3 protein-coding genes are annotated in these 2,804 nt (G+C 52.2%); all 3 read right to left on the bottom strand.

Annotated elements, in window-relative coordinates; genetic code table 11:
• A partial coding sequence (locus tag AC3B8H_RS20030; protein ID WP_488443283.1) for a hypothetical protein occupies positions 1 to 324 on the bottom strand: 324 nt, incomplete at its 3' end.
• A 720-nt stretch (positions 325 to 1,044) separates the two neighbouring features.
• The gene (gene sufB, locus AC3B8H_RS20035) at positions 1,045 to 2,493 is read right to left on the bottom strand and encodes a Fe-S cluster assembly protein SufB (protein ID WP_488443284.1); all 1,449 of its coding nucleotides are present in this window, start codon (positions 2,491 to 2,493) and stop codon (positions 1,045 to 1,047) included.
• 16 nt (positions 2,494 to 2,509) lie between these two features.
• On the bottom strand, positions 2,510 to 2,804 hold a 295-nt coding region (locus tag AC3B8H_RS20040; protein ID WP_488443285.1), incomplete at its 5' end, for an RrF2 family transcriptional regulator.

Below are 2,804 nucleotides of genomic sequence, written 5' to 3' on the forward strand. Positions count from 1 at the left end.
ATTTTCCTGAACATAGGAATCACTAGTCTTACAAAACGATGCAACATAGCAATCATCTTTGGCAAATAAAGGTTTTATTTCTTTCCAAATTAGTTTTGCAATTTTATTAAAGTCTTCATCATTATCTAAAGCTTTTGTTTGACACTCTCTCAAGTCACGAGCCATTCGAGAAATTAACAGCTCTTCATAAAAAACCAATTCAGTTGAGTCATTCAAAAATTTGTAATGCGTTGCCCAAATGCATTGAGTTTCAAGAATACCAAAAAGTCCAGCTTCATTAGTGTAATGAAAAAGTGATTGATTGTTACTCGAACTATTGGACATATGTTTTCAACAATTAATTTACATTACCTAGAGCTAATCAATTCAATCTTATCGAGTAGAAGGGTTTTATTCCCCTGTTGCCGCGCCGAGCACCGGAGGGTTTGAGCGGTTCTGCCCGACAGGGGCGCGGCAGGGATGCCGCGCGTTTTCGGAGGGCTAGGACAGCCCTTCCGAAAACCCCGCTCAAACCCGCAGGAGCGCAGGAACCAAGCGGCATGGGGTGTCGTTTCTTTTGGGTACTTTTCTTTGGACAAGCAAAGAAAAGTATCTCGGCTGTCGGGCCGAAACCCGACTTCTAAACACCCTTCGCGATAGCGACGCAAAACCTCAAACCATCTCGTCTGGCGCCAGGACGCAGGAGCGTCCGACGCTACGTTCCCACGCCGGAGCGTGGGAGCCATAAAAATACTTGCTTTTGGCCAATCAAAAGAAAGTACCTCGGCTGTCGGGCCGAAACCCGACTTCTAACACCCCGTCGCGATAGCGACACAAAACCCCAAACCCTCTCGTCTGCATCAGGACGCAGGAGCGTCCGACGCTACTTTCCCACGCCGGAGCGTGGGAACCATAAAAATACTTTCTTTTGACCATTCATAAAGAAAGCGCCTCGGCTGTCGGGCCAAGACCCGACATTAAATTAAAGCCGTCGCGTTAGCGACACCACAAATCAAACGCCGACGCGTTGGGTTACGCTTCGCTAACCCAACCTACGCAAATCGACTAACCAACCGCCCCTTCCAAACTAATCCCCAACAAAGCTTGCGCCTCGACCGCAAACTCCATCGGCAATTCCTTGAATACTTCCTTACAAAATCCGTTCACAATCATCGACACCGCGTCTTCGGCCGACAAACCGCGCTGCTGACAAAAGAACAATTGATCTTCGCTGATTTTGGATGTCGTGGCTTCGTGTTCGACCTGGGCCGAGGGCTGTTTAACTTCTACATACGGAAAGGTGTGCGCACCGCAGCGGTCGCCGACCAGCAAGGAATCGCACTGGGTATGGTTACGGGCGTTTTCGGCAGATTTGGCGACCTTGACCAAGCCGCGATAGGTGTTTTGCGCCTTGCCGGCGGAAATCCCTTTTGAAACAATCGTGCTGCGGGTGTTTTTGCCGATGTGGATCATCTTGGTACCGGTATCGGCTTGTTGCAGGTTGTTGGTCAGCGCCACCGAGTAAAACTCGCCAACCGAATCGTCGCCCAGCAGCACGCAGCTCGGGTATTTCCAGGTGATCGCCGAGCCGGTTTCGACCTGGGTCCACGACACTTTGGAATTGCGCCCGCGGCACTCAGCGCGCTTGGTGACGAAGTTGTAAATACCGCCGACGCCGTCCTTATCGCCCGGATACCAGTTTTGCACCGTCGAATATTTGATCTGGGCATTGTCCAATGCGACCAATTCAACCACCGCCGCGTGCAGTTGGTTTTCGTCCCGCATCGGCGCGGTGCAACCTTCCAAATAAGAGACATGCGAACCTTCGTCGGCGATGATCAGCGTACGCTCGAATTGACCGGTGTTGGCCGCGTTGATTCTAAAGTAAGTGGACAATTCCATCGGGCAGCGCACGCCTTTGGGAATGTAAACGAAGGAACCGTCGGTAAACACGGCCGAATTTAACGCCGCAAAGAAATTATCGCCCACCGGCACCACCGTGCCGAGGTACTGTTTGACCAGTTCCGGGTACTCCCGCAGGGCTTCGGAAATCGGGCAAAAAATCACGCCGGCTTCTTTCAATTTGCCCTTGAAGGTGGTGGCAACCGAAACGCTGTCGAATACCGCATCGACGGCGATGCCGGCCAGCCGTTCTTGTTCGTCCAACGGAATCCCGAGCTTTTTATAAGTATCCAGCAACTCCGGATCGACTTCGTCCAGACTTTTAGGCTTGTCTTTTTTGGACTTCGGCGCCGAGTAATAACTGATGGCTTGATAGTCGATGGGATCGATTTTGAGCTGCGCCCAATCGGGCTCGCTCATGGTTTGCCAATGGCGAAACGCCTTCAGCCGGTATTCCAGCATGAATTCCGGTTCTTGTTTGACCTTGGACAAACGACGAATCACGTCTTCGTCCAATCCCGGCGGAAACGTATCGGCTTCCAGCTCGGTCACGAAGCCTTGCTTGTATTCCTGGCTGATCAGTTGTTCGATTTCTTGGGCGGTTGCGGACATGGACACTCTCGCTGATTTAACGGAATAAACGGCTCACGGGTATCGTGACTTCTTCGGGCGGCTTGAACGGTACGATCATGTCGGCTAGCGAGACGGACTCCAACGCCTGGGCAACCCGATCATTCAGGAGATGCCACCGGCCTTGAATTCGACAACCGCTGGCTTGATCGCAGCCCTTATGCGACACGGTACATTCGGTCAAAGCAATCGGCCCCTCCAAGGCGCTGATTACGGTAGCCACCGAAATCCGCTCCGGTTCCCTGGCCAAACAATAGCCGCCTTTCGCGCCGCGCACGGAGGCAAGCACCCCC

The organism is Methylomonas sp. BG-2 (assembly GCF_057766305.1).